18 protein-coding genes are annotated in these 20,648 nt (G+C 43.8%); 7 read left to right on the top strand and 11 right to left on the bottom strand.

The features are described 5' to 3' along the window. Positions 1-74: 74 nt before the first annotated feature. Entirely contained in the window at positions 75-1,895 is a 1,821-nt protein-coding gene (locus AC3FZD_RS21585) for an ABC transporter ATP-binding protein (protein WP_488738002.1), read from the top strand. A gap of 44 nt (positions 1,896-1,939) precedes the next feature. On the opposite strand, the gene AC3FZD_RS21580 is transcribed toward AC3FZD_RS21585, so the two are convergent. Continuing rightward, on the bottom strand, positions 1,940-2,683 hold the full coding sequence (locus tag AC3FZD_RS21580) for a DUF561 domain-containing protein (protein ID WP_488738001.1): 744 nt from the start codon (positions 2,681-2,683) through the stop codon (positions 1,940-1,942). A 119-nt stretch (positions 2,684-2,802) separates the two neighbouring features. On the opposite strand from AC3FZD_RS21580, the gene AC3FZD_RS21575 reads away from it, so the two are divergent. Continuing rightward, positions 2,803-3,342 (top strand): Uma2 family endonuclease, encoded by a 540-nt coding sequence (locus AC3FZD_RS21575; RefSeq protein WP_488738000.1) that lies wholly within the window; start codon positions 2,803-2,805, stop codon positions 3,340-3,342. Between the two features lie 59 nt (positions 3,343-3,401). Beyond that, positions 3,402-5,048, top strand: a complete 1,647-nt coding sequence (locus AC3FZD_RS21570; protein WP_488737999.1) for a hypothetical protein — start codon at positions 3,402-3,404, stop codon at positions 5,046-5,048. Positions 5,049-5,193: 145 nt separating this feature from the next. On the opposite strand, the gene AC3FZD_RS21565 is transcribed toward AC3FZD_RS21570, so the two are convergent. Together AC3FZD_RS21565 and AC3FZD_RS21560 are read right to left on the bottom strand one after the other, a co-directional pair. Next, positions 5,194-6,534, bottom strand: coding sequence for a TldD/PmbA family protein (locus tag AC3FZD_RS21565; RefSeq protein WP_488737998.1), 1,341 nt, complete (start codon positions 6,532-6,534; stop codon positions 5,194-5,196). A 129-nt stretch (positions 6,535-6,663) separates the two neighbouring features. Further along, positions 6,664-8,145 carry a TldD/PmbA family protein gene (locus AC3FZD_RS21560; protein WP_488737997.1) on the bottom strand — a complete coding sequence of 494 codons (1,482 nt, stop codon included), beginning with the start codon at positions 8,143-8,145 and terminating at the stop codon, positions 6,664-6,666. A gap of 195 nt (positions 8,146-8,340) precedes the next feature. On the opposite strand from AC3FZD_RS21560, the gene AC3FZD_RS21555 reads away from it, so the two are divergent. Beyond that, positions 8,341-11,019 carry an NERD domain-containing protein gene (locus tag AC3FZD_RS21555; RefSeq protein WP_488737996.1) on the top strand — a complete coding sequence of 893 codons (2,679 nt, stop codon included), beginning with the start codon at positions 8,341-8,343 and terminating at the stop codon, positions 11,017-11,019. A 2-nt stretch (positions 11,020-11,021) separates the two neighbouring features. After that, a complete protein-coding gene (locus AC3FZD_RS21550; protein WP_488737995.1) occupies positions 11,022-12,449 on the top strand; it encodes a DUF7017 domain-containing protein in 1,428 nt (475 codons plus the stop codon). 28 nt (positions 12,450-12,477) lie between these two features. On the opposite strand, the gene AC3FZD_RS21545 is transcribed toward AC3FZD_RS21550, so the two are convergent. The 3 genes from AC3FZD_RS21545 to AC3FZD_RS21535 form a co-directional block, all read right to left on the bottom strand. After that, positions 12,478-13,131, bottom strand: a complete 654-nt coding sequence (locus AC3FZD_RS21545) for a nucleoside/nucleotide kinase family protein (RefSeq protein ID WP_488737994.1) — start codon at positions 13,129-13,131, stop codon at positions 12,478-12,480. A 212-nt stretch (positions 13,132-13,343) separates the two neighbouring features. After that, entirely contained in the window at positions 13,344-14,843 is a 1,500-nt protein-coding gene (gene cobA, locus AC3FZD_RS21540) for a uroporphyrinogen-III C-methyltransferase (protein ID WP_488737993.1), read from the bottom strand. Between the two features lie 3 nt (positions 14,844-14,846). After that, a complete protein-coding gene (locus AC3FZD_RS21535) occupies positions 14,847-15,098 on the bottom strand; it encodes a DUF8620 family protein (protein ID WP_488737992.1) in 252 nt (83 codons plus the stop codon). A gap of 122 nt (positions 15,099-15,220) precedes the next feature. Between AC3FZD_RS21535 and AC3FZD_RS21530 the strand changes: the two genes are divergently transcribed. Continuing rightward, positions 15,221-15,499, top strand: coding sequence for a hypothetical protein (locus AC3FZD_RS21530; RefSeq protein ID WP_488737991.1), 279 nt, complete (start codon positions 15,221-15,223; stop codon positions 15,497-15,499). After that, positions 15,496-15,912: a type II toxin-antitoxin system VapC family toxin gene (locus tag AC3FZD_RS21525; RefSeq protein WP_488737990.1), complete on the top strand. Its 417-nt coding sequence runs from the start codon at positions 15,496-15,498 to the stop codon at positions 15,910-15,912. Before AC3FZD_RS21530 ends, AC3FZD_RS21525 begins: the two co-directional genes overlap by 4 nt. Positions 15,913-16,068: 156 nt before the next feature. On the opposite strand, the gene AC3FZD_RS21520 is transcribed toward AC3FZD_RS21525, so the two are convergent. The 5 genes from AC3FZD_RS21520 to hslO form a co-directional block, all read right to left on the bottom strand. After that, positions 16,069-16,266 carry a hypothetical protein gene (locus AC3FZD_RS21520; protein ID WP_488737989.1) on the bottom strand — a complete coding sequence of 66 codons (198 nt, stop codon included), beginning with the start codon at positions 16,264-16,266 and terminating at the stop codon, positions 16,069-16,071. 214 nt (positions 16,267-16,480) lie between these two features. After that, positions 16,481-16,903, bottom strand: a complete 423-nt coding sequence (locus tag AC3FZD_RS21515; RefSeq protein WP_488737988.1) for a tetratricopeptide repeat protein — start codon at positions 16,901-16,903, stop codon at positions 16,481-16,483. A 100-nt stretch (positions 16,904-17,003) separates the two neighbouring features. Continuing rightward, complete coding sequence (locus AC3FZD_RS21510; protein WP_488737987.1) at positions 17,004-17,360, bottom strand: HesB/IscA family protein; 357 nt, start codon at positions 17,358-17,360, stop codon at positions 17,004-17,006. Between the two features lie 90 nt (positions 17,361-17,450). Then, positions 17,451-19,517, bottom strand: a complete 2,067-nt coding sequence (locus tag AC3FZD_RS21505) for a chromosome segregation ATPase (protein WP_488737986.1) — start codon at positions 19,515-19,517, stop codon at positions 17,451-17,453. Positions 19,518-19,653: 136 nt separating this feature from the next. Next, positions 19,654-20,556 carry an Hsp33 family molecular chaperone HslO gene (hslO, locus tag AC3FZD_RS21500; RefSeq protein ID WP_488737985.1) on the bottom strand — a complete coding sequence of 301 codons (903 nt, stop codon included), beginning with the start codon at positions 20,554-20,556 and terminating at the stop codon, positions 19,654-19,656. Between the last annotated feature and the right edge of the window lie 92 nt (positions 20,557-20,648).

Below are 20,648 nucleotides of genomic sequence, written 5' to 3'. Positions count from 1 at the left end.
AAAACTGATAAGATGAAATGAAATTCATTATCCATTTTTAACCTTTAATTTTTAATTTTTAATTGAGATAACCGATGACTTCCTCCCCCTCCTCTGTCGAGAATCCTCGCGGTAAACAAAATGACTGGCAACTGTTAATGCGACTGGTTCCCTATGCCCGTCGCCATGGCAAGTTGTTGGCGGTATCTTTAACACTTTTATTGCCCCTATCCTTGGCTGGTGCAGTTCAACCTTTGATTATTGGGCAAGCCGTTTCTAAACTCAAAAGTGAACCGACTTGGGATATTTTAGATTCCTTATCGGTGTCGGCTAGTATTAATCTGTTAGGGGGGTTACTCCTCTTTACAATTGTCTTTCGCCTGCTGTTTGCTGGCGTGCAAGGCTTTATGATTCAAAAGGTGGGGCAACAGTTAACGGCAGATATTCGTAATGATTTATTTGACCATGTTACGGCTTTAGCCGTTAAATTTTTCGATCGCACCCCCGTAGGCAGCCTCATTACCCGGTTAACCAATGATGTGGAAGCCCTTGGAGAGGTCTTTTCCACGGGGGCGATCGGTATTATCAATGATATTGTCTCTATTGTGGTCATTGGTGTGGTGATGTTTCGCCAGCAATGGCAACTGGCACTCCTGTTGATTGCCCTCCTCATTCCTGTCACTTTACTGATTATTTACTTTCAACAGCAATATCGATCTGCCAACTATATCGCTAGGGAAGAATTATCTAAGCTTAATGCCCAATTTCAAGAAAATATTATCGGTATTGATGTTGTTCAACTCTTCCGGCGCGAGCGCTTTAATCAAGAACTGTTTCGCAAAAATAATCAACGGTTTATTGAAGCCATTGATAAAACGATCTTCTATGATTCTGGAGTTTCTGCGACTTTAGAATGGATTGCCCTCGTCGCCATTGCCGGAGTTCTTGGTTTAGGGGGAATGCTGATTTTACAAGATAAACTTACCTTTGGGACTCTTTCTGAATTTATTCTCTTTGCTCCCCGTTTTTTCGATCCTCTGCGCCGATTTGCGGAAAAGTTTACTATGTTTCAATCGGGATTTACGGCGATTGAACGGATTAATGAACTGATGAGTAAACCGATTGATATTCGAGATCCTGAAGCTGAAAAACGGCAAAATCTACATACAGAAATATCGGAAAACAAAATCGGTGAAATTCGGTTTGAGGAGGTTTGGTTTGCTTATAAAAATGATGAGTTTGTGATTAAAAATCTCGATTTTACGATTCACCCCGGTGAAAAAATTGCCCTCGTGGGGCCGACGGGAGCGGGTAAAAGTTCGGTGATTCGCCTATTGTGTCGCCTTTATGAACCTACCTATGGCCGAATTTTAGTAGATGGGGTTGATATTCGTTATTTACCTCAGCAAGAGTTGCGCCGTCATATTGGGGTGATTTTACAGGATGGTTTTTTGTTTTCTGGAGATGTGAAAAGTAATATTTCTTTGGGTGAATCTTATCCATTAGAGCAAATTGAGGAGGCGGCAAAACTGACGAATATTAACCGCTTTATTGAAGAGTTGCCCCAAGGGTATGATACTCAATTACGGGAGAGAGGAACGAATTTATCGAGCGGACAAAAACAGTTGTTGGCTTTTGCGCGAGTGGCGATTCGGAATCCCAATATTCTGGTTCTGGATGAGGCGACTTCTAGTTTGGATGTGGGGACGGAAGCGTTAGTGCAAGAAGCTCTCGATCAGCTTTTAATCGATCGGACTGCTATTATTATTGCTCACCGTCTATCGACGATTCGCAATGTAGACCGAATTTTTGTTTTAAAGCAGGGTGAATTGTTTGAAACGGGAACCCATGAATCTTTATTGGCTCAAAAGGGATTATATGCGAGTTTGTATCAGTTGCAGATGTTAGGGGCATAAGGGGCTTGGGGCCCCTTGTTGGTTCATGCTTGATTCGGGTTTAATTAGGATCGGACAACGATCGCCGAGTTGAGCGCTTCTACTAGAGAACGGACTACAGCTACCATGGCTACCTCGTTATCTAAGCGGTTAATGGCTGAACCTACGCCAATGCCTTGAGCGCCAGAGGCGATCGCCAGGGGTGCGGTAACATTGGATAAGCCAGAGGCACATAATACGGGAACTTCTACCCCACGGGAAATTTCGTAGGCAGCAGCTAAGGTGGGAGCGGCTTTTTCAATTAAGCCCAATGTGCCCGAATGGGTGGGTTGACTGCTGGTTCCCCCTTCGGTTTGAATGACATCTGCACCTTCGACAACTAGAGCCTGGGCTAAGTGGACTTGCTCATCTAAGGGTAAAATGTGGGGAACGGTTACCGAGAGCATGATATCCGGAAGCAGCGATCGCACCTGTTGCGTCAGCGCCAATACCTCATCCGCCTCAAATCGCCGTCCTTGGGCATAGAAGGCATCAAAATTCCCAATTTCAATCAAATCGGCTCCCGCAGCCACTGCTGCCACAAATTTCTGCGGCTCCACGGCAGAAACACATAGGGGTAGAGCCGTTAAACTGCGGCAAAGGCGAACTAAATCGGGATCGGCAGCAATATCGACGAAAGTTGCGCCCCCGCGATCGGCAGCTTTTACGACCATAGCAGTGCGATCGGCATCAAAATTCATTAACCCGCTAATTACTTTCAGGGCCCGTCCTTGGGCTAAAGCAGGTTGCAGTTGAGGAAGAATCGTCATAAGACCTCAGTTATAGACCACTGATTGTTTATCCTCATATTGTGCCATCATCGATGTCCTTGAGAAGTTAAAGATTAGAATAGAGGGTATGGCACACTCGCAGATCCTCAAGAGTAGTTATGGTTGCACAGTTAATTTCGGAAGCGCCCTTTTCCCTAGAGGACTTTACCCAGCATCCCCCAGACAGTATGGAGTGGGTTGATGGTGACTTAGTGGAGAAAGCAGGAATGACCTTAAGACATGGTGAATTACAGTTACGACTCGGCAGATATTGGGAACTTTATAAAGAGTCTACGGGCCAAGGGGGTAAAGTCTATACTGAAGTTCCTTGTCGTACCCATAAACAGGGGCGATCGCCAGATGTAGCCTATCTGACTCCCGAATTAGTCGCCCAATATGGCAATCTTCCCACTCTTCCCCAAAGTTTTCCCCTCTGTGCAGAAATCATCTCACCCACAGATACAGCAGATTTGATCCTCTTAAAAGCCACAGAATATTTAGAATCTGGTAGCGAAGAAGTCTGGTTAGTCTATCCTGAAAGCCACTGGATAATGGTCATCACCAGGGAAGGGGGATTAATGTTTGGTTCAGGACAAGAAGCCAAAACCCAGAAAATGCTCTCTGGGTTTAGCATAGCGGTTGATGAGCTATTCGCTTAAAACGGTTAGAATAGCGATCGCTCTTTTATCTACCTCTTCTTTAACGGTTCCTGCTGACTATGGCCACTAAGCAGGAGTGTACCCCACTCCAAGTTCTCACTAAGCATCTCCAAAAAAACCTCAATCGCAAACTTCCCCATGGGCCAGCTTTTCGGGTTCAGTGTTTGCTCCAAAAGGGCAGCTTAATGGTCTTAGCCCAACATCCTCCTAAAATTCAACCCGATACTCAACAGATCTTTGCCCAACTGCAACAGGATATCGCAGATTATCGCCCCTCGATCGGTCGTCAGGGGCGGATCTATGTACGGGTAGCGGGACAAAAACGCCCCTATTTCTCCCAGTCTTTTAAGATTCAGGAGCAACCCCAGTTAAAAGCGACTCCTTCCCCCTCCCCGTCCCTTCCCCCTGCTCAAAAACCCTCTCGTTTATTTACCTGGGGTTGGGGAATAGGGGGACTTTTGGGACTGGCGATCGCCGCAGGAGCTATGTATATGATGACCCGTCCCTGTGCGATCGCCAACTGTATTCCCCTAGAAACCGCCCAACGTCTGCGCCAAGTCGCCATCCAAACCTCAGAAACGACGGATAACCCCCAAAGACTCCTACAAGCGCAACAACAACTACAAGAAGCCCTGGCTAGAGCCAGAAGTATTCCCTTTTGGTCGCCCTATTTTCAAGCCTCCCAAGACTTTATCTTAGTTAATGAATTGCACGCCACTAACCTGAATCGGATCGTTACTGCATTTTCCCAAGCTACTGAAGCGGCCCAACTGAGTCTGAACCCGCCCCATCCTTTAACCACTTGGCAAGAAGTGGAGCGACTTTGGCAAGAAGCCGTACAAAACTTAGAACGAGTTTCTACCGCAGAAACCATTTATCCCTTAGTAGACATTAAACTTAAAGAGTATGAACAAAATTTAGAAAATATTCAAAATCGCATTCAAATTGAACAGCAAGCCCAGCAGAATTTAGGACAGGCAAAACAAGCTGCCGATCTAGCGAAAACTCGCCAAGGAATTGCCCAATCTTTGGAGAATTGGCAAGAGGCTTATGGCAGTTGGAATACAGCAATTAATGGCTTAAAAAATATTCCCCAAGGAACTCAAGCCAAGCTCGAAGCCGATCAACTTTTAGATGTCTATGAAACCCAGTTTCAAGCCAGCAGAGAACGACTTTTAAAAGAAGAAATTGCCAGTGAAACCTATAATCAAGCGTTAACCTTAGCGGATAAAGCTAAAGAATTTGAACAAAATGATGAGTTAGCCTTGGCTGTCGGCCATTGGAGCCAAGCTTTAAATTATTTACAGCAAGTTCCCACCGATAGTTTTTATTATAGTAAAGCTTCTCCCCTAGTCAGTGCCTATCAAGGCTCATTACAATCAGCCGAGGAAAAACTCCAGCAAGCCAATCGTTTAGAACAAGCCCGAAATGATCTCAATCAAACTTGTGCTGGTATGCCGAAAATCTGTGAATATACAGTCACTCAAAATTTATTGAAAGTTACTCTAACTTCTGATTATGTCAAAACCGTTCGCCAAACTCTGATGCAAGCTAGGGGACGTGGAGATTTAACGGCATTTAGTTCTGTGGATGAGCATGTGCAGAGCGTTCAAAATGCCCTGGAAGATATTAGTCAAACGGCGGGTATTGCGTTAGAGTTATACGATCCGGAAGGGAAAATTATGGGTACTCATGTGCCCAATTAGTTACAGTGCTTCGCGCTGTATTGGGGGAATGGGGGCTATAAAAATCTAGGGAGCGAGACGCTCCCACTCCAGTAACACCAAGAGATTCAAGGAGTGCGGGCATCTTGCCCGCTAGTCATACCCATTAACTAGATTTGATATTATCCTATTCTCCGGTGATGGATAAGCCTTCAATCCAGATGCGGGGACAAACGCCATCAGGGGTAATTTCCGCTTCGGGTTCCACATAGACGATAGATTTTAGCAAGTCTAAAATATCTCCGGCTACGGTAGCAGAATCGACGGAAATTTTCTCACCTTTGTTGACTAACCAACCATCAAAGGGTAGGGAAAATGACCCTTGTAAGGATTGAACTCCGGCATGGAGAGCGCTGAGATCGTCGATAAAAATGACGTTTTCGGCTGAGTCTAGGCTAAAGGAAGCATCGCTCTTTTGTCCGGGAAATACATGATAATAATGGGGACTCACCGTGACTTTTGCGCCAATATTAGCATGGCCTGTAGGTTGAGCATTGAGCCGTTTGGCGGTTCCTGCACTGTGCAAGAAGTGGGTTAATACGCCTTCGGTGATAATGGGTACTCGGCGCGTGGGGGTTCCTTCTCCATCAAAGGTGGTTTTGGAAATATTGTCGGGATGCAGGGCATCATCACAAACGGAGAGCAGGGGGGAGGCAATGAGTGTGCCTAAAGATTCGGGGGTGGATAAACTTTGATGATCCAAAATATTCTGGGCATTAAAGAGATTGGAGAAGGCATCAAATAAACTTAAAAATGCCACGGGTGAAAAGACAACCAAATATTTACCAGATTTGACTTTCTGATAATTCAGATGGCTGATGGTTTTTTCTGTGGCTTCTTTTAAGCAACCTTCGATATCCAATTTATCCAAACCTTGGCTAAATTTGATTGAACCGGCACTGCGCGGTTTTTTGCCTTCTTGCTCGGTTTTGGTGTACAGATAAATAGAGGCATAGGAACCGCCCTCATAACGAGCCGCTCCTTCACTGTTGAGATAAAAGCGGTCAATATCCCGTTGTGCTAATCCATTATAGGGAACTCCGGCGATCGCCTCATGGGAGTTGACTAAAGTTTTCTCGGCATCTACTAATTTCTCAATTAGGGTATCCACGGAAGCTTGAGGCACTTTATCGATGTAACTTTCCAGGGGTGCAGTTGCTTCCGGGCTAAAGTCAGGCACATGCTCTTTCATGCCGAAAAAACTGGCTTCATAGGCGGTTTTGAGCGCTAATTCCAGCCCCTCTGGATCGAGTTCTGTGGTGCTGGTAATGCCCATGCGATTTTCTTGATTCCATACCCTGACGGTAATACTGGAACGCTGGGAGGCTTTCACCTGATCGGGTTCGCCGCTATCAACTTTGACGCTGGTTTCTTCGACAGCAGAACCAAAGATATCAAATTTTTGAATGCCCAGTTTTTGGGCCCTTTCTTTGGCGGAGGCGGTTAATGAATCGATTGTTGTAACCATGGAGTAATGAGTTGATTAATGTTTGTTTTGAGGGTGAATTGTACAGAACTTTCTGTGCTGATGAGATGGGTTTAGATCCCCCTTTCTAAGAGGGGCTGGGGGGATCAAAAGCTCGTATAGTCAAGGGTTTTACTGCGATCGCCCGCCGACGGTGATAGAATCTACCTTAATATGGGGTTGCCCCACGGTAACATAAACGCTACCACTGACAGAACCACAGAAGCCCGCCGCTAATCCCAAATCTTGGGAACTCATGGAAATTTTATGCATAATTTCCTTGGCTTCTCCGATTAAGGTTGCTCCTTTTAAGGGTTTGGTGACTTTGCCGTTTTCAATTAAATAGGCTTCATCCACGGCAAAGTTAAATTCACCGGTTGCCCCGACGCTACCGCCGCCCATTTTCTTACAATAAATGCCTTTATCAATGGAGGAAAATAGGTCATCTAAAGAGTAAGGCCCCGGAGCAATATAGGTATTCCGCATCCGAGAAGCGGCCGCGTAGGTATATCCCTGGCGGCGACCGCTACCGGTTCTAGGATGTCCTGTCCGCATGGAACCAGCCCGATCTGAGATAAAGTTTTTCAGAATGCCATTTTCAATCAAGAGAGTCTTCTGGGTGGGCATTCCTTCATCATCCATATCAATGGTTCCAAACTCACCTTCTGACCGTCCTTCATCCCAAGCGGTGAGATTTTCATGGGCAATTTTTTCCCCTTTCTTGTCGATAAAGGGGGTGGTTTTGCGCTCGATTTGGGTGGTTTCTAGCAGGTGACCGCAGGCTTCATGGAAAATTACGCCGCCAAATTTATTAGCCATGACAATCGGATAGTTTCCCGATTCTACATAGTCGGCATAGAGCATTTTACCGGCAGCTTCGGCTAAGTCTACCACTGTATTTTCACTATCCCAGTTGCGTAAAAAATTAGGCTGGCTGGTGCTGCCGAGCCGTTGTCCGATGGAGGTGCGATGGCTGCCATCGGCGCACAGGAGACTGCAACCGACGGACTGAGTTAGGCGAATATCGCGGGCAAATGTGCCATCGCTGGCAGCGACGAGGACTTCTTGCCAGTCGCGGAAGTAGACAGCGCGACGAGATTGGATGTGGGAGGCTTTTTGCTTGAGGCGATCGCTCGCTTGTAATAGAATATCTCCCATCTCTTGCATGGAGCTACAGTTCTCTAACCATAGTTCTTTCCCCTTAGTTGTGGCATAGTCGCGCAGGGGTTCGAGATTTACTTCGGGAATATAGGAGTTAGCAGAAGGGAGGTTAAAGCCGAGAATCAGCAACCCTTTTTCTAGAGCGGCTTTGAGTCCCGTAAAGGATAAATCATTGGTACTCACATAACAGTCTGCTTTGCCGCGAAACACCCGCACTCCTGCACCGGTAGACAAGCGCGGGGAAATGCTGGTAATTGCATCTTCTTCGCCCATACAACTGATATAGTTGATCCGCTCTAGGAAGAATTCGATCAAGTCTGCGCCTGCTGCGCGTCCCCATCCCAGGAGACTTGAGAGCATCACTTCCCAGCTTTCATCAAACCGATGTTTGGTCGCATTATAGCTTCTAGCGGATAGGTCGTTGGCGATCGGCGCTTGAATTACAAGAGTCATAGAGTCGCTTGTGGTGATAGAGTTTTTGAAGAATAATATCCTCTAGTGTGTCACACTTACGCTCGTCTGGCTGGGATGATTACCGAACCTACCAAGAGAAGGAGAAGCAAGGACGCACAGAATCTCTTTCGGCGATCGTAGACATGAAACACCCTGGTAGGGTAAAACTGAGATATAGCTTTATTATTTTGATGAATGGTTATCCAAGCGTACCGAACGCAACCTTACACAACGACGCATGAGAACCGTATATTTGATGCGTTGTTAGGAAAGTTAGAAGAGGTGTGGGGTAGATCAGAAGAGATGATTCATCTTTTGGGTAATTTTCAATGCCAAGGATATGAAATTGATGCAGCCATTTTAAATAAACATAGTATCACTGTTATCGACTTCAAAGATTATGGAGGACTGATCAAGTTTTCAGAGAATGGTAGATGGCTTGCAGGTGAAACTGAAATCAAGGGAGGAAACAAGCCCAATCCATTTATTCAAGTTAAGGATAATAAATTTGCACTACTTAGATTCTTAGAAAAAATAAGTTTTACTTCGGGCAATAAACCTAATCTAGGGCACATATCTGGGTTGGTACTTTTTCATAAACCTATTAAATTTGATGAAAAACAACTACCTCCTAGTATTGAAAGGTGGTTTCACATTGTTGATTTTGATCGTGTAGTAGAGCGACTGTCACAAATCACGAGTCGAGAAATTAACCTTTCCCATCAGGATTTAGAACAAATTTTAGAGGAGCTGTCTATTCCCAAGTACCTTCCAGTACACTCAAGCAATAAGGCTGTAACGTCTTCTATGAAAGGATGCGATACAGAAATAATAGAATGGACTGATTCTTTGCACCATGCAATCTCTCAAGTTGAACAGTTTCTAGCATCACCAGAGAGAATCATGATTATCACGGGAAGAATTGGAACTGGTATAAAACAGGTGCTTATTGCTACTGCCTCTGTAGCACGGAAGAACGGGCGAAATTTTACTATTCTTGCTCCCAATCGTCGTATCGCATTGAATTATCAAGAAGCTGACAGTATTTATACACACATATACTCAGCAAATCCAAAGCTTGATAAAGAAAAATTTGTCTATCAATTGGTGGAGAATAAGGCAGCTATCAACCATCTTTATATTGTTGGTGATGCACATTTGATCTCAGATTCAATATTTGAAACGGATGATTTACGTTACGGTAGTGGTCAACTTCTTACAGATTTTCTAAATTTTTCTAATATTCCAGATTCAGAAAGACAAATCATATTTTTGGGCGATCCATTTCAATTAATACGTGGTAAGGCAGATGAGTCTGCACTGTGTAATGAGCGGCTGCAAGCCATCACTGGCTTTACAGTAAATGAACTTTATCTCGATGATATTCTTCCTGATCAGGAAAATAGTTTATTTGTTATTAACTCTCGAAGATTGGCACAGTGTATTAAAGAGGGGGTATTTAATCAGCTTCATATTGACACTAATATCTCTCAAGTTATTGAGGCTCCATCCGAGCAAACATCTAAACATAAAGTCATAGAAAAATTATTTATTGAAGATCCAAAATCCGTAAAATTCATTTCTTTTACTCATGAAAAAACCAATCAAATAAATAATTGGATAAGGCAAAAAATTTTTGGACGTGGAGATAAGATTTCTCCAGGTGATATCGTACATATTCACAATAGTTTTTCTGTGCGTAATAAAAATGACCTAGAATGTCCTATTTATGTCTCTAATAACTCATTTGCTGAAATTATTACAGTCAGAGAAGATATTAAGCCGATAGTGCAACCACTCAAAGGACGAGATAAACCTGTCGAAGTTGACTTCTTAAAAGTTAAAGCTCGATTACTTCATAACTTTAATGAGGTTGAATTTCTTTGTCTGAAAAACTATCTGTATGCAGATAAACCTGAAGTTGACAAAGATAGTTATGTAGCACTCTACGTTTTCACAAAGTCGAAATTTGATAGAACTTGGAAGAATAGTAATTCTAATAATGTAGAGGCATCTAATGCGCTTTACAGTTTTGAATTAGCTAGATTCCTCCGCAATGATCTTTACTTTAATGCAGCTAGATTAAGATTTGGGTACGCATTAACCCTTCATCGCGCTCAGGGACTGAAGTTTCAAACTATTGTTGGAGATATGGATACTAGACAAGGACAAACCAATGATACTTACTTCCGTTGGATTTATACTTTATTTTCAATACCTCAAGATAAAATAATTCTGTATAATATTCTTTCAATTACACCTTTTGACAAAGCAACTTGGAGTGATAGTCAAGGAAAAATTGACACTATACAACCCCGCAATCTAGTTGCCTTTGATCCTGATAGTGAAGCGGGAAATACAAGCGTTCAAAACTTCTCTATCCCTGATAAAGCTTTGAGGAATCTTTACTGGCATATAGTAAATGTCTTACAACCTAGAGGAGTTTCTATATGCTCTTATAAGCATCACAACTATCAGGAAGTTTATGGGTTTGAGAGCCAGAACAATAAATCATGTTCACTTCATTTTCATTATAACGGGAAATACAAAATTACTAAAATTGAAACCGTAAACTCTAATCCTAGTGAATTTGCTAATGAAGTTTATGACTTTCTTACATCAGAGATTCGGTTAGAAACGAATTTGCAGAAGAAAATATTCAATTTGATGAAAGAGAAGCTTGATCTACAGAAGATATCAATTCAAAGTGTTGAGCATCATAACTTTCAAGAGATTTATTATTTGAAGTGTGAAGCCAATGCTGCAAAACTCCAGGTTTATTACGATGGAGATGGATTTATCACGAGAATTATTCCTGCTGTATATACCAATTTAGAAATTACAGAGAAAATTCGTTTAGCATTAGGAGTATAATTATGAGACTGCATCAAGAAATTACAGATTTGCGAAAATCAGGTAGGCTAGATCAAGCTTATAGAAGAGGTAAAGAATTATTAAGTGAGTATCCCGAAGATATCTATATCAGAAATAATTTCGGATGGGTTCTATATGAAAAATTAAAGAAAATTGTAGAGGAAGCTGCTAAAAACAAATCAACACAAAAGAATATTTGGGCTGATCAACTAAAAGGAATATTAGGAGAATATTATAAACTAAAACTTGATCGACCTGATTTACTTTTTAGTCTTTTACTCTTGCAGACCTTAAGATTTCCAGGAGAGTTAAAGTTTCTACCTAAATTTATGATATGGGCTGGTATTGATTCTTTTAGACAAGAAGATTTGGAAATTTCAACTAATGCTGAGGGTAAAGTTTTTGAATCTTTACTTGAAAAGACGGCAAGAGAAGTTGGAAAAGTTTCAAGCGAATTAACTCGCGAAGACTACTCTGATATTCAGGAGATACAACGCTTTGCAGTTAAGTTGATAACTTATGCACTTGAAAGTAAGAGCGTCCAGAAACCTGAATGGTTAATTTATCGTAAGGCTTTATTACTTAAAAGTTTAGGGGATCTAGATAAAGCACGAAATCTTCTTATTTCTTTTGTCCAACAAAAGCGTAGTGATTTTTGGGCATGGCACGCGCTTGCGAAAGTTATAGAAACTTCTGATACTAATCTTGCATTAGCGCTTTGTGCAAAATCTTGCTTGACTTGTAAAGATCCAGAATTTGGCGTTAGCGTCTTTGAAGATCTCGGCCGATTGGCTGCTTCTCAGCATGAGAAAAAACTTGCTAAATGGTCTACTGAACAAGCTTTTGCTATTCGTAGTAACAAGGGATGGAAAATTCCTCAGTCACTTCAGGACGTTCTCAGGGCTTCTTGGTATTCTCAAACTGAGAGTTTACTTGATCCACAGCAAAAGTTATTAAGTATAGCTGCTAATGCTGAAAGAGTTATTTGGGCAAACTCTCCAAAATACAATGCGAATTATCTGGGCACATTTTTAACCAATAACCAGAAAAAAATGGTTAAATTTGGATTACTTTTTCATGGGGAACCTCAAGAGATTTCTAGTCCTGAAAGAGGGTTACTAAATAATTTAAGTCTTTCATTTGGAGATCCTGTGACAGTGATTATTGACGAGAGCCGAGATCGTCCAACTGTCGTTGTGGTTGAAAAACGGGAATCTGGAAATACTTTTGATAGTATGCCTTGTAGAACTGGTCAGTTCCAACTCAAAAAAGGCGGGTTTGGCTTTTTAGATGACATTTATGTTCCACATGATTTAGCAAATAAACTTGAGGATGGGCAGATGTTCAATCTTGTTTTTGTGAAGAAGTTGGACAAAAAGAAAAATCGATGGGGTTTTACTGCAATTGCTGCGATTGATGAGTTTAGTTGATTTCAGGATTTTCAACATCCAGCTTTTTCTATTTCAAATCATTATGGATAATCAATGAAACCGATTCTGTCGGATAGTCTTGCTCAAAATGAATCCTCTGAGCCGGAAAATAGATGTTTTGAAAATCTCTAATGGTTTCCTCTTCGCCTAAACCTTCTTGTCCTCTCGATAAAGCTCGGTTCAAGGCAGTGTCAAAACTACAATCCACCCAAATCTTCAGATCGTATTCATCAATCCAGGGTTTCTTGAAGATAAAAATCCCTTCAAATAGGATGATATCGATATCTTTGAAGTCATAAGTAGAGTCGTAAAATTGATCGGTTTTCAGATCTAGAGCTTTTGCTTGTAAGTAAATTAACTTGTTCTGCTTAAGAGGGAGAATCAATGAATCAAATAGCTCTTGCCAACGAAAGGCGCGATCATAAAAATGTTGGGCTGGATTGTCTGAACTAAACCGGATACTTTGGGGATGATGCCAAGCATCAAGTCCGATTAGGGCAACGTTGAAGTTCCGGGTTGTCAACACACTTAAGAGTTCGTTGCTGATTACACTTTTACCCGATCCGTCAATACCGCTAATGGCAACCAGTAAGCTGCGATCGCCAGAAGTTTCAGAACGAGCTTGTTCGATGCGATCGACTGCCTGGTGAATATCCTTGAGTAAAACTTCAGGTAATTTCATTGTTGGTTTCATTCCTAAACCTATTTCAATGCCCAGTAGGGGCGGGTTCACCAACCATTTAGAAATCCCATCGATCGTCTTTATGAACCCGCCCAACCCGATGTCTAGACATCATATCTGGTCGGTTTATTGGTGGGGTGGGGGCGGGTTTACATTATTGATTTGTTGGAGTCCTAGATTTGGGTAAAACCCGCCCTTACAAAGATTGACAGTTAATGATTTTTGGCCCATTGTACGATCGCCTCCGTTAAGCCGTCTAAAGTATATTCTTTGGCTTCAATATCCACGCGCCCTAGGAGTTCTTCGCAAGTTTTAGAGGTTTGGGGGCCAATGGAGGCGATACAAACGGAATTTAGGGAAATTTCCCCAGCTTGCCTGAGCATTTGAACCGTGTTTTTAACGGTTTTGGAACTAGCAAACGTGATGACAGTAACTTGTCCGTTTTGCAGAGCCTTTAAGGCTTCTGGAGGTAGGGTTTGGGGACATTGAGATTGATAGGCCGCAACTTCTGTGACCCTCGCCCCTTGAGTGGTGCATTGTTGTACAAGGACTTCTCGACCTCCGGTTTCGACACGGGGAAAGAGTAGGCTTTTTCCAGATAGGGGTTCCGGGAAATGCTCAACCAGAGCATCGGCGATAAAGTTGGGGGGAATATAATCGGGTTGGAGTCCCTGTTGGCGTAAACTGGCGGCAGTTTTTTTGCCGACTACGGCAATTTTAAGGACTGAGAGGGCGCGACTGTCGAGGTGATGGTGTTGGAGACGTTCAAAGAAGGAGTCAACGGCGTTACTGGAGGTGAGAATGAGCCAGTTAAAGGCGGATAAATTGGCGATCGCCCCATCCAACTCTTCCCAACTCGAAGGCGGTACAATTTCTAGGGCGGGCATTTCAATCACCCTGGCTCCCTGTTGTTGCAACAGTTGCGTAAATTCACTAGATTGACCGACAGAACGGGTAACTAAAATGCTGTGCTGAGATAAGGGCATAGGAGAGAGAAAATCAACAGTTTGGGGCCGCTCTTCAACGACTTTTCCTATAATAATCACGGCTGGGGACAGCTTTTGATCTGCGGTGAGTTCCATAATATTTTGTAATGTACCTTGCCAGAGCTGTTGTTCGGGAAATCCGGCCCAGCGAATAATGGCGATCGCCGTTTCCGGATCTTTGCCATAACTACAAAGTTGACGGATAATCTCCGCAAGTTCACGGGTTCCCATCAAGATCGCCAGGGTTTCCATCTGCGCCAAAACTGCCCAATTTAAGAGACTCGGATCGTGGCCCGTAACCACAGTAAACCCTGGACTCAAAACCGGATCGGTAAGCGCTATACCAGCTAAACTCGGCGCAGCAATGGCAGAAGAAAGTCCCGGAACAATTTCTACCGGGCAATTTTGACTCAGCAGTGCCTCAAGCTCCGAACCACTGCGACCAAAAATTAAGGGGTCACCGCTTTTGAGGCGTACCACTTGCTTCCCCTGTTGACAGTAGTAGATCAGCGCCTGATTAATGCTGCTTTGGGACGCGCTCGGTTGCCCCCCCCGTTTCCCCATGTCGAGTAACAAACAATCCGATCGCACTTGGGCAAATAAACGAGAATCAACCAGCGCATCATAGATGATGACATCGGCTTGTTTCAGGAGATGATAAGCGCGTAAAGTAAGGGTATCGAGACGGCCTAATCCTGCCCCAACTAAGTAAACTTTACCAACCATGGGTTAGGATTTAGATTCCGGATTCAATCGCCGGTTAATCCAACTGATGACACCACTGGCAATCGATCCAGCCATCAAAATGCCGATCGCCGGAGTAAAAACCGGCTCCCACAATCTATACCACAGATCGAAGCCCAGGGGAACATTCAGAGAACGACCCAAAAGGGCGATCGCAAACCACCCAAAGCTGAATAAAACGAAAAATAAGTTAATGGTTAAAACCGTATTGAGTCCGTTTAAGAGTTTGTCTTTCATACCCTTGTATTTCTTGATCTTTAAAGATTAAAAATTAAAACGTTAGAATTGTCTATAGCCGGAGGGTATATCGTGGTTTCCAATCTGATGGATTACACTAGCAGCGTTCAAAGGTTAAGATTATGACTTTAAGAGACCAGCTTCTTCAAGAGATCGATCAAATCCCAGAGCCTTTGTTATCTCAGGTGTTAGATTTTACTTTGTTTATTAAACATCGCCATAGTGGTGACTCTGTGAGCCTTGAGGTAGCACAGAGAGAGACTTCTAAAGCTAAAGTGCAAACCCAAAAAAGTCGGGTCAAGGCTTTTCAAGGCTTGTTTGAACAGACTGAACCTGTACTGGATGATTTTGATGAGGATACAGCGAAGTGGGAGGCGCTTAAGGAGAAATACCATCTATGAGAATTTTGCTGGATACAAATATTGTTATAGATGTTGCTCTGCAAAGGGAGCCTTATTTGGAGCAGAGCGATCGCATTTTGTCCGCCTGTGAAGAACGAGCGTTAAACGGTTATGTATCGGCATCAACGATTAGTGATATTTTTTATATTGTTCGTAAAGCTAGGGGCAAAGCTTGGACAATTGAGTTTCTCAGTAAATTACTGAATTTTTGTGCTGTTGCAGTTGTTGATAGTGAGATTATCCATCAGGCTCTAAAAAGTGATTTTCAAGATTTTGAGGATGCGATCCAGTATCAAGCGGCTTTGAGGGCTGGGGTAGATGGTATTGTTACCCGTAACCCCGATGATTTTAGAGGCGTGACTCTCTCTATTTTTACGCCGACTGCACTTTTAAGATTGCTGAATCTAGATTAATCTCGTAACAGCAGCAGCTTTGACAAACTTATGGAGTTTGAATTTGATCAGAACAAAAGTGAGAGGAATAAATCAAACAGAAGCAAAAAAAAATAGACTGCACCAACTCAGTACAGCCCTTCTGACTATTCAATACTCTAAAAACTGAGGATTGATTTACTCTAAGCCACCATTAGCTTCCATGAGGGCTTGTAAATCATCGGGATCAACATAATGGCAAACGGCATCATCCAGACAAATGAGCGCCCATCCAGAATCAGCAATCCCCATCAGCTTATATTCAGCTTCTTGGACAAAGAACCCTTTGTGGTTGCGGGTTTCGGGTTTAATGGCTACTTTATTATCAACTGACATAATATTCGGACTCCTTTCTTAATTGACTTCATGTTAAAAATTCTCTGCCCTCAGACCGGTTGATATATAAACCTTATGTCTGAGTTCATCAGATCTTATCATTAGAAATCGAGAAATTGGGTTAAATTCTGTATAGAATCATGAAGTTTTATACTATTTTTGAATCAGAATAATTACTTAGTCAACTCCGTAAGGAAAGCCTACAACCCCTGAATTAACTGGGAAACAACCAATCATATATTCTCTGGAGGCTTTGCCAATCAGGTTTTTTACTTAATCCTTCTTTACAATTCCCTTCGATTTCCTGGTGATATTCCGAGACGGCCATAATCAAACGCTGGACGATATCAATATGTTCGCGGACTCCACTTTTATTGGTTTCCAGCATGGCTGCGGCCAGATTCACTCTTGCTTGAGGGTCTTCTGGATTTAACTTCACCGCCTTTTGTGCCGCCTTATAAGCAGATTTCGGTTTATCTTCGAGTAAGTATAACCAAGCCAAACAAGTCCAAGCGGTACTTTGTTTAGGGGCGCGATCGCAAATCTCCTTAAACAAGGGAATTAGCGTGGCAGGACTTTCTCCCTTCTTGTAGCGTTCAATTCCTTCATTAAACAAGTCTTCTGCTGTCTGAGTCATAACCGGCTGAGTGCAAAACATTAGTTAGGTCAAATCCAGGCTAAACCGCGCCCGAATTTGACCAACTATTTAGTTTAACAGAAAATGACCACCCTCAAGTCTAGGCAGAGAAAGATTTACCACAACCACAGGATTGACTGGCATTGGGATTGGTAAACTGGAAGCCCCCACCAATGAGAGCATCACTGTAATCGAGTACCAATCCATAAAGATAGAGCATACTCTTGGGATCGCAAATGACTTTAAAGCCGTCATAATCAAAGACCTCATCATTATCTTTGATCTGATCCACGGTTTCAAAATCCATCACATAGGACAGACCGGAGCATCCACCTTGACGAACCCCCACACGCAAACACAGCTCGTTCCCTTGCTTTTCGCGTAAAAACTGCACCTGCTTGAGAGCAGTATCAGTCATCATGATTCCGCGTTTAGAACTCTCGATGGTTTGGGTCATAACTGTATACTTGAACTCCTGATGTCAACTTAATCTTTATTGTATCGAGTTCATCCCCTTTACAGGAAAGAAGCCTATTCCAGACTCAAGTTAATTGGGATTAGAAATGGGTAACACCTCTAAACCCGGTGCTGGAGCAACCGACTCTGGTACTGGAGGGGGCATTTCTGGGGTATAAACCGGAGGAGCAAGACGCGCTTCCCAAGCCCTAATCTGGGATTGGGCACTGGAATAGAGGGTGTGGCTAGGGGGAATTTTAGCGGCAATAGAGATCGCCCCTGGCAGATCGTAACTGGATCGCGCTTGGGCTAAATTGAGCAATTGTTGTCCCCAACGATTTATTTCTTGTTCAGCATTCTGACGCAAGGGGTGTTCCCAGGGCACTTGTTCCGCTCGGTTAATGGCGGATGCTAGGTCTTCGGGGGAACCCTTAGCCGCGATCTGTTGAGCCGTTTGTAGATTATCCTGGCCCCTCAGTTGCCAGCGCCAATCCTCAATTAAACCGTTGGCTTCACCGGAAAGGGCACGACCAGAAGAAATTTGGCCCGCAGTAGAGATAGCCAGGCTCAGGTCGCCCGAATTGGCATAATTACGGGCTTCGTCCAGATAGGGTCTATCTTCCAGACGCTCCAACTGATCCGTCCACTGGCTAATTTTCTCCTGAGCTTGGGGATAGAGGGCCCGTCCAGGAGCAATGCGTCGGGCCTCATTAATGGCAGATTGTAAGGAGAGGGCATCCCCAGCAAAGGCCAAACTTTGGGCATTATTCAAATAGGGCCGGTCTTCAATCCGTTCTACCTGATCTTGCCAGCGATCCACTTTCTCTTGAGCTTGACTATAGAGACTGCGACCCGGACTAATCATACTCGCTTCCCCAATAGCCGATCGCAAATCCTCCAGGGTTCCTCCCAGAGCTAAAGATTCGGCACGATTTAGGTAGGGCCGGTCTTCAATGGTTTGGATTTCACTATTCCAGGTATTGAGCAGGCTAGAGGCTTCCTGATAGCGGGGGTTATTGGCCGAAATGAGGGACGCTTCGGCCACGGCTTTAGCCAAATCATCCACACTCCCACCGCGTGCCAGATTACGGGCTTTTTCTAATCTGGCCACATCTTCAATTTCCCGTTGCCATCGAGAGATGAGAAGCTGGGCTTTACCATAGAGGGGCCGTTTAATGTCAATTTGCTTGGCTTGGGCGATTCCTTTTTCCAATCCCGCTACCGTATTACTCCAGGTGGATTGATGGGCCCGAGCCAATGTAGTAAAATCTTCTACCTCTTTACTCATTTGGGCAGAAGCAGGGATTTTTTGCACAATGGCGATGGCGCTTTGTGCATCTTGTCCCTCTAACTGCTCTTCAGCCAACTTCACGATCTGGCCCGCCACTTTACGGATCAGATTTTGAGCCTCTCCATATAAATAACTGGACTTTTGTACCTTCTCCATCAAAGCAATGGCTTTAAGGAAATCCTCCAGCGTGCCCAAGTCGGCCAAATCTTCCGCATCTGCCAAGGTTTCCCCATCTCGACGAGCGGTTTGAATCAATACTGTTAACTCCTGATAGCGATTTTCCGACCAATAGGGATTATCAATATCCAGTAATCGAGTCGCTTTCCGGAAGGCCTGTGTCCATTCCCGCTTGCGGATTAAGGCTTCCGTTTCTTTATAAATGCCTTCTGCCTTCTCCCAAACTGACCGCCAGTATTCCACCTTATTCTTCACCAAACCAGCTGCTGTGGTATTGCTGGGAATTTTTTGGGCTGTGGCAATCGCCTCTTGTAACTTCCCTTGTTCAAAGAGCATATCCCCCAAAACCAGCATATTTTCTGCCCAATCTTCAATCGATTGATTAATTCGAGAGCGCAAGGGATGATCCATGGGCAAAGCATTGACAATTTCAATCGCCTCTAAATATCCTTCTGCCGTCTGTTCTTGAGCCGCCAATTCTGCACAATGCAACCGCAGGGAAGCCGAAGCGGCTGCCCATTGAACCTTGTTACAGTTTGGTAACTTGGGCAGTTTCACCAACGTCAACATACTGAGAAACCCCAAACTCCCTGGCAAAAGAACGATCAGCGCCATCCAGAATAGCCAGGAGTTGGGGCTGATTTTTTGAGGATTGAGGGTGGGGGGAGTGGGATGGGATGGAGAATTCATAGAGTCAATTTTGAGGGATTGATATATTATCGAGCAATGAAGGCGATCGCCAACTGACCAAGGGGATAATTTTAGTTCTTATCCTACCGTTGCCATCCAGAAAGGCCAACCCTAACTCTGGATTCTGGTTTTGCCCTTAAGAACCCGTACTCGTCTGTAAATCTTCAATCAGTTCTGCCAATTGATCCGAGTTCACCTGATAGATTTCCTGACAAAACTCACAGGTGGCTTCTGCTCCCTCATCTTTTTCAATCATATCTTGCAGTTCTTTCTGACCCAGTAATTTCAAAGCACCTAACACCCGATGAACCGAACAAGGGCAAGAAAATTGCACCATCTGGGTTTCTGGGAAAAGATGCAGATCGAAATCTCCTAAAAGATCCTGGAAAATTTCTGGCAGACTTTTATGGGCCCGCAATAGGGGTGTAAACCCGGATAACTTGGAAACACGGGACTCTAGGGCACTCACCAGCGCTTCATCTTCAGCTGCTTTGGGCAAAACTTGAAGCAACAGACCCCCAGCCGCTTGTACCCCATCGGCATCTACAAATACCCCCAGCATTAGAGCAGAAGGGGTTTGTTCAGAAGTCACCAAATAATGGGTTAAATCCTCGCCAATTTCTCCAGAAACTAATTCTACCGTGGTGGAATAGGGATAACCATAGCCCACATCCCGCACCACATATAGATAGCCTTCCTTGCCTACTGCGCCACCGACATCCAGTTTGCCTTTATCATTGGGGGGCAGTTCGACATGGGGATGATGGACATAACCGCGCACTGTGCCATCTAAACCTGCATCTACTAAAATTGAACCTAAAGGCCCATTGCCATTGACTTTAATCGTTACCCGCGATCCCGGTCGTTTCATGCTCGAAGCGAGTAATAAGCCTCCGGCCATGGTTCGGCCTAGAGCTGCTGTAGCTACATAGGACATTTTGTGCCGTTTACGAGCTTCATCCGTGAGCCGGGTGGTAATTACGCCTACTGCTCGAATGCCGCCATCGGCTGCTGTTGCCCGGATTAATTGGTCTACCATAAATCCCCTTACATTTCTTTACACTTTTCTTATTGTAAACAGGGAAGTGGATATTAAAGAACTAGGAATTGCTCTGGCATACTGGAGAAGGG

It is taken from the genome of Roseofilum sp. KMC-1 (assembly GCF_057802075.1).
This window is presented reverse-complemented; position numbering and strand designations above follow the sequence as displayed.